This is a genomic window from Paenisporosarcina sp. P4_E4_2 (assembly GCF_056401595.1).
The window spans coordinates 1-7340 of the sequence record NZ_JBFUJC010000152.1; the positions used below are offsets into that span (position 1 = coordinate 1).

The window sequence follows — 7340 nt, forward strand, 5'->3', positions numbered from 1 at the left end:
ATGGTGCTTGTGGACGTTTTAATTTGAACACGACTGTGTAATCTCCATCTGCAGTAACAGAATCGATAACATGTCCTTCATCACCTTTGTAACCACCGAACATTGATGAATAGTAATAGAAGTCTTCACCAGAACCATTTGCCCAACGCTCAAAGTTAGCTACAACAGCTTCTGCATTGAAGTCAGTACCATCATGGAACTTAACGCCTTCTTCCAATTGGAATGTATAAGTTAAGCCATCCTCTGAAGGCTTCCATTCTTTTGCAAGGCCTGGGTTGATTTCTGTATCTTGTTTACCGAAGTTCACAAGTGTTTCAAAAACGTTTTGCGTTACTTTAAATGATTCTCCATCAGTTACAGTTGCCGGATCTAGAGATACAGAATCTCCACCACGACCAAATACTAAAATTTTCGGTTCTTTTTCGTCGTCTCCGCTGTTTCCGTCTGATGAATCAGATTGACAGCCCGCTAAAATCGTTGAGAGGACTAGCATTGTTAATAAAGCAAGTGACCACAGTTTCTTCTTACTCAAATTGACCCCTCCATATTGTTTGTTTATTTATCATTGTTGCGCATGTTCACCGTATAGGTGGCAGGCAACAGAATGACCTGGTTCAACTTCTTCTAACTTCGGTACGATTTTTGTACACACATCCATTTTAAAAGGACAGCGCGTGTGGAAAGTACATCCCGACGGAGGATTTGACGGACTAGGAATATCTCCTTTTATAAGCATTTGTTCCCGCACAAAATTCGGATCCGGAACCGGTACAGCAGACAACAAAGCCTGTGTATAAGGGTGAAGTGGCTTGTCATAAAGCAACTCACTTTTAGCAAGCTCGACCATTTTGCCTAGATACATAACCCCTACTCGATCACTTATATGACGAACAACCCCTAGATCATGCGCGATAAATATATAAGTCAGGTTTAATTCTTTTTGTAAATCCTGCATCAAGTTCAACACTTGTGCTTGAATGGACACGTCAAGAGCTGAAACGGGCTCATCTGCAATAATCAGTTTAGGGTTCGTCATGAGCGCACGAGCAATGCCGATACGCTGACGTTGTCCACCACTGAATTGATGAGGATAGCGTTTTGCATGGTAACTGCTTAACCCAACAATCTCCAGAAAATCATGGACTTTCTTTTTGCGAGTTTTGGCGTCACCGATTCCGTGCACAATCAGAGGCTCCTCCAAAATCTTCTCAATGGTATGTCTAGGATTTAAGGAAGCATATGGATCCTGGAAAACCATTTGAATTTCCCGGCGTGCCTTTCGCATATCATCATCGGATATATTCGTCAGTTCTTTACCATCGAAAACTACTTTTCCCTCTGACGGTTCTAGTAATCTCATAAGCATGCGACCGGTAGTAGATTTCCCACAGCCAGACTCGCCCACAATTCCAAGAGTTTCGCCTTTATTTACGTAAAACGATACATCATCAACCGCTTTTACATGCCCAGACACACGACTGAGTAATCCTTTACGTATGGGAAAATACTTTTTAAGTCCTTCAACTTTCAACAAGGGTTCTGTCATGAGTGGATACCTCCTGATCTTCGTACAAGAAGCATCTTGTCTTATGTACCGATGCAGTTTGATACAATTCTGGATTGTGTGTCAGGCACTTTTCAAATGCAAACTCGCATCGTGCAGCAAAGCGACATCCAGTATTTATGGTACCGGGTTTTGGTACATTACCGGGTATCGAATATAAACGTTGTTTTTTATAACGCATGTCCGGAACGGATTGCAACAATCCTTTTGTATATGGATGTTGAGGGTCTTTAAAAATCGTTWGAACCGGACCTTCTTCAACAATTTGGCCCGCATACATGACCACAACTCTTTCACAAGTCTCTGCCACAACCCCAAGATCATGTGTGATTAACAAAACAGCTGTATTCAATCGTTCATTCAAGTCTTTCATCAATGCCAGGATCTGCGCTTGAATAGTTACATCGAGTGCAGTTGTCGGTTCATCTGCAATTAACACTTTCGGATCGCATACAAGAGCCATTGCTATCATGACCCGCTGTCTCATCCCACCTGATAGTTGATGCGGATATTCTTTCATCAATTCATTAGCACGCGGAAGACCTACAAGGGTAAGCATTTCAATTGCACGTGTATTTGCTTGTTTTTTTGACCAGCCTTTTTTATGGATAAGAATGGCTTCCATCAATTGATTCCCTATTGTGAACAATGGATTCAAAGATGTCATAGGCTCTTGGAAAATCATTGCCACGTCGTTGCCGCGGACTTTACGCATTTCTTTATCGCTTAATTTAGTTAAGTCCTTATCGCCAAAAAGAATTTCACCACCAGTAATTTTACCTGGAGGACTTGGTACTAACCCCATAATGGATAAAGAAGTAACACTTTTCCCACAACCAGATTCCCCTACGATACCGAGTACTTCTCCTTCATGTACGGAAAAATCAATATTGTCTACTGCGGGAATTACTCCGTCATCTGTGAAAAAGGATGTTTGAAGACTTCTTACTTGAAGAATCGCTTTTCGTTCACTCATGATGATGGCCCTCCTTTTCCTAGCATACGAAATAAATAGTTTTATTAGTATCATTATTTCAGAAAATTCGATATGTTCTTTATTATACAAATAATAATTATAATTGCAATATTTATTATATAAGTCATACTTCTATTGTTTAACAAAAAAAGGTTCCCCTTTTCAGGAGAACCTTTTTAGTCTATATCCAGTTGTTGAACTTGAAATAAGTTGTAATATATTCCCTTCGAATTCATTAATTCATCATGCGTTCCTTGTTCCTTTAGTTCGCCATGATCAATAACAAAGATTTGATCCGCATGAGTAATCGTCGAAAGGCGATGGGCGACAATAATCGTGGTCCGGTCATGTGCCAAGCGCTCCAAAGAGTCCTGTATCAAGGACTCGCTTTCCAAGTCCAACGCAGAAGTTGCTTCGTCCAAAACTAAAATCRGAGGATTTTTCAGGAATACGCGCGCAATGGCAACACGTTGTTTTTGTCCTCCTGACAATTTGACTCCACGTTCCCCGACTTTCGTCTCGTAACCTTCGGGTAGCGAAACGATAAAGTCATGAGCGTTCGCAGCTTTTGCCGCTTCAATTACTTCGTTTTCCGTAGCACCTGGACGTCCCATAAGTATATTTGCTTTCACAGAGTCGCTGAACAGTATGTTATCTTGCAATACTATTCCAATCTGTTCGCGTAATGAATGAATTTTTACATCTTTAATATCCTGGTCATCTATTTTGACCGAACCGCTTGTTGCATCATAAAATCGGGGAATCATACTGATGATGGTCGACTTCCCACCTCCGCTCATTCCTACAAAAGCAGCTGTTTGACCTGGCTCTACCGTGAAATTCATATTATTTAACACGAGATTATTTTCTTCCTCGTATTTGAAAGAAACGTGATCAAACTGCAGTTTCCCTTTTATAGTCGGCATATCCTGTGCATTTGGACCATCTTCAATATCATATTTTTCATCCATTAGTTCGAATACCCGGTCCATTGAAGCGAACGCTTGCGTCAATGTAGTTGATGAATTTACCAATCGTCTTAAAGGATTATAAAGGCGTTCGATATACGCGATAAACGCAACCATTGTCCCGACAGATAAATTTCCATTGATAACTTGATATCCAGCGTAGGCAATAACCAAAAGTGGCGCAACATCCGTAATGGTGTTGACTACAGCAAAAGCTTTCGCATTCCATTTTGTATGATCAACAGCCTTGTCAAGAAACTCGCCATTTGCTTTATCAAAAATTTGCTGTTCATGTTTTTCCAAAGTAAAACTTTTAATGATGCTCATACCTTGGACACGTTCATGCAAATAACTTTGGACACTCGCCAGTGCTTGAGACCGTTTTCGAGTCAGGTCACGCAATCGTCCGAAGAAGTATTTCACACTGAACGCATAGAATGGGAAAGCCAGTAATGTARCGAGAGTTAATGGAACATCCATTGTCAGCATGATCGCAACAGCAATCAAAATCGTGGCTAAATCCAGCCATAAATTCATTAAGCCAATCATGACAAAGTTTTTGGTTTGTTCAACGTCGTTGATTACACGGGAGATGACTTCTCCAACCCGTGTGTTTGAATAAAACCGCAAACTCAGGCGTTGCAAGTGTGCGTATAATTCTTGTCTTATATCATACAAAATTTTATTACTGACAAGTTGTGCATAGTATTGTCGGTAATACTCAATCGGTGGTCTTACAATGAAAAATACGAGTGCAGTTCCGCCCAGCCAATAAAATAACTGCCGCGTCTTTTCCGCATCTGTCAATGTATCTACACTGATGATATCGTCAATTACAATTTTAATTAATAATGGAATAAATAACGGGATGGCAAATTTGACAATCCCAATGGCAACCGTGAGGACAATTTGCCAAGTATATGGTTTAACAAACTTCATATATCTTTTTGTACTGCTCATCCGTTCACTTTCCTTTCCAAATGAAAAACCTGTTGGGATTCAACAGGCATCATTTACTCACGTATTCGAAGTTGCTTGTGAAATAGGTAACGGTTTGTCCATACCTCGATAAAATCTGGTGCAAATGGTCCTTTTCGTTGTTTAATCCAACTAATTAGTTTTTCCACATTACGATGTAAGATCGTATCAATAACCTCAGGATAATTCATTTGCTTTTTATGATCTTCAAATTCATCTTCGTCCAAAATTGTAAATGTCATATCTGGGAAGACTTTAACATCTAAGTCGTAATCAATGTATTTTAAAGATTGGTTATCGTAGATAAATGGTGAACTAATATTGCAGTAATAGTACACACCATCTTCGCGCAACATACAAATGATATTAAACCAGTGTTCAGCATGGAAATAACAAATCGATGGTTCCCGTGTTAACCAAGTGCGACCGTCTGACTCGGTAACGAGCGTGCGTTCGTTCGCGCCAATGACAATATTTCTTGTCCCTTTCAGAACCATTGTTTCCTGCCAGACGCGGTGGATTTTGCCGTTATGCTTGTAGCTGTGGATCTGAATCGTTTCTCCTTCTGCTGGTATTGACATGGATAAGCCCACCTTTTCGTCAAAGCACAATATATATAAATCTTGCAGTGTACTCATTATACCAACCAATTTACAAAAACTGTAGCAAAAAAATCAGCGAAGGCATAAGCCCTCGCTGATTAGTGGTGAATAATCATTATTTAGTTGAATTATTGTTGCGGTTTACTTGTGGACCAGAAGCATTGTTTTTCTTCTGAGCAGATTGTTGATTGCGTTGGATTACTTCGTTAACATCAGTTTCAGAACCGAACTCTGTAGTGAAGTTAGCTGGAGTACCCATCGTTGATTGTTGATTTTGTCTACGTACTTCTGCAGCGTTGGTTGGTTGGTTGTTGTTTTTGTTTGGCATGAATTTTCACCTCCATACTCATTAATGTGTGCAGGTTGAGAAAACTTATGCTTACAAATTTTTTTTTTACATTACGATGGAGCGTCCGCCATCCACAATGATGGTTTGACCGCGAATCATATCCGAGCCATCTGAAATCAAGAACATGGCTGTTTTGACCATATCTTCGATTTCAACCATACGTCCAGCAGGTGTATTTTTTCTTGCGTCATCCAATAGTTCTTCGCGATTCGGGAAGTGCTTTAATGCATCTGTATCAAGCGCTCCACCGGAAACAGTATTTACTGCAATCCCTTTTGCCRCAAGTTCGACAGCTAAGTAACGCGTAATGGATTCAATCGCTGCTTTTGATACGCCTACAGTTGTGTAATTTTCTAAATAACGAATCGAGCCTAGTGAGCTGATTCCAACGATTTTTCCGCCTCGGTCCATTAATTTTGCCGCTTCCTGTGCCCCAAATAGCATGGCTTTCGCATTAATATTCATGGTCCAGTCCCAGTGGGATTCTTCCAATTCCATTACTGGTCGCAGAACTCCAGAAGCTGCATTGCTTACGAATACATCCAGACGGCCAAACTCTTCACGAATTGTTTCAAACATCGCTTTTAATTTTTCTACATCTCCTACGTTTGCGCGTACAAGAAGGGCTTTTTGACCAAGCGCTTCAATTTCTTTCACTGTTTCGAGAGCAGCTGTTTTGCTGCGCGCATAGTTTACAACGATATCATATCCATTTTTTGCAAGTTCAATCGCAATTGCCTTTCCGAGTCCTCTGCTGCTTCCGGTAACTAACGCCACTTTGTTTGTTGTCATTATAGTTTTCCCCTCTCCATATAAGCCTGCCAAATTTTCAACATTGGGACAGGCATCGGTACTTCTTTAATTTCTTCTAATGATAACCACTTACAACTTTCAGTCAGACTTACTTCGACTCCATGTCCAACGAAACTATTCATCTCCCATGTTAAATGAGAAAAGACATGTTTAAAAGAACCTAAATCCAATTCTTTTGTAAAATGTATGTCATAACGATCTTGGAACAGTGGAATCGTCCCTTCATCTTTGTTTGCACGCTCAATCATGGGGAACTGCCACATGTTCGCCAACAAACCTGTTTCAAGTCTTTTTTCCATGAGAAATTGTTTTTGTTCATTTTGGGCAATATAAACATCATAATGTTGTGCTTTCGTTTTTTTGTTTTTCGTTTTTATTGGCAAGTCATTTTGTTCACCTGCATAAAAAGCAGCACAATTTTCTCTAACTGGACACAATAAACATTTTGGCGATGTTGGCGTACAAATCACTGCGCCCAGTTCCATCAATCCCTGATTGAAGGATGACGGATCTTGCGGGTCGATGATTTCAGAAACGGCTTGTTCAAAAATTTTTCTCGTTTTCGGCTTTGCGATATCTTCTTTTATTAGAAGAACCCGTGATAATACTCGCATGACGTTCCCGTCAACCGCATGTTCAGGTCGTCCATAAGCAATGCTCAATATGGCACCAGCCGTGTAAGGGCCTACACCTTTTAGTGTCGAAATTTCATTTCTTGTTGAAGGTACTACACTATTATAAGTTTCAACTACTTCCTTTACTCCTGCTTGTAAGTTCCGTACACGGGAGTAGTAGCCTAAACCTTCCCATTGTTTCAGAATTTTTTCTTCTTCAGCATTCGCCAATTCTTCCATTGTAGGAAAAGCTTCTATAAAACGATTGTAATAAGGTATGACTGTATCCACTCTTGTTTGTTGGAGCATGATTTCCGAAACCCATATTTTGTAAGGATCTGATGTCTCTCTCCAAGGTAGATTTCTTTTTTCTTCTAAATACCATTCAATTAACGATTTACGAAATTCAATTTTGTTGAATTCATTCATACTTTACACCTACATTCTATTGATTACATGTTCTACATTACGGGTAT

Annotated in this window: 8 protein-coding genes; all 8 read right to left on the minus strand. The window is 40.0% G+C overall.

The genetic code is table 11. The features are described from left to right. On the minus strand, positions 1-532 hold a 532-nt coding region (locus AC1DSB_RS11465), incomplete at its 3' end, for an ABC transporter substrate-binding protein (RefSeq protein WP_477586751.1). Between the two features lie 30 nt (positions 533-562). Next, the gene (locus AC1DSB_RS11470; RefSeq protein ID WP_016429229.1) at positions 563-1546 is read right to left on the minus strand and encodes an ABC transporter ATP-binding protein; all 984 of its coding nucleotides are present in this window, start codon (positions 1544-1546) and stop codon (positions 563-565) included. Beyond that, positions 1521-2540, minus strand: a complete 1020-nt coding sequence (locus AC1DSB_RS11475; RefSeq protein ID WP_477586752.1) for an ABC transporter ATP-binding protein — start codon at positions 2538-2540, stop codon at positions 1521-1523. Before AC1DSB_RS11475 ends, AC1DSB_RS11470 begins: the two co-directional genes overlap by 26 nt. Positions 2541-2716: 176 nt before the next feature. Beyond that, on the minus strand, positions 2717-4468 hold the full coding sequence (locus AC1DSB_RS11480) for an ABC transporter ATP-binding protein (RefSeq protein WP_477586753.1): 1752 nt from the start codon (positions 4466-4468) through the stop codon (positions 2717-2719). A gap of 53 nt (positions 4469-4521) precedes the next feature. Next, positions 4522-5067, minus strand: a complete 546-nt coding sequence (gene ntdP / locus AC1DSB_RS11485; RefSeq protein WP_477531748.1) for a nucleoside tri-diphosphate phosphatase — start codon at positions 5065-5067, stop codon at positions 4522-4524. 136 nt (positions 5068-5203) lie between these two features. Beyond that, positions 5204-5416 carry a gamma-type small acid-soluble spore protein gene (locus AC1DSB_RS11490; protein ID WP_477531747.1) on the minus strand — a complete coding sequence of 71 codons (213 nt, stop codon included), beginning with the start codon at positions 5414-5416 and terminating at the stop codon, positions 5204-5206. Between the two features lie 66 nt (positions 5417-5482). Next, on the minus strand, positions 5483-6229 hold the full coding sequence (fabL, locus tag AC1DSB_RS11495) for an enoyl-[acyl-carrier-protein] reductase FabL (protein ID WP_477586754.1): 747 nt from the start codon (positions 6227-6229) through the stop codon (positions 5483-5485). Beyond that, positions 6229-7293 (minus strand): A/G-specific adenine glycosylase, encoded by a 1065-nt coding sequence (mutY, locus tag AC1DSB_RS11500; protein WP_477531746.1) that lies wholly within the window; start codon positions 7291-7293, stop codon positions 6229-6231. The genes fabL and mutY overlap by 1 nt, the downstream gene beginning before the upstream one ends. Between the last annotated feature and the right edge of the window lie 47 nt (positions 7294-7340).

Excerpts from the sequence above, each read along its gene's own strand:
- AC1DSB_RS11470 (WP_016429229.1), bottom strand. The coding sequence starts at position 1,546 with ATGACAGAACCCTTGTTGAAAGTTGAAGGACTTAAAAAGTATTTTCCC.
- ntdP (WP_477531748.1), bottom strand. The coding sequence starts at position 5,067 with ATGTCAATACCAGCAGAAGGAGAAACGATTCAGATCCACAGCTACAAG.
- AC1DSB_RS11490 (WP_477531747.1), bottom strand. The coding sequence starts at position 5,416 with ATGCCAAACAAAAACAACAACCAACCAACCAACGCTGCAGAAGTACGT.
- mutY (WP_477531746.1), bottom strand. The coding sequence starts at position 7,293 with ATGAATGAATTCAACAAAATTGAATTTCGTAAATCGTTAATTGAATGG.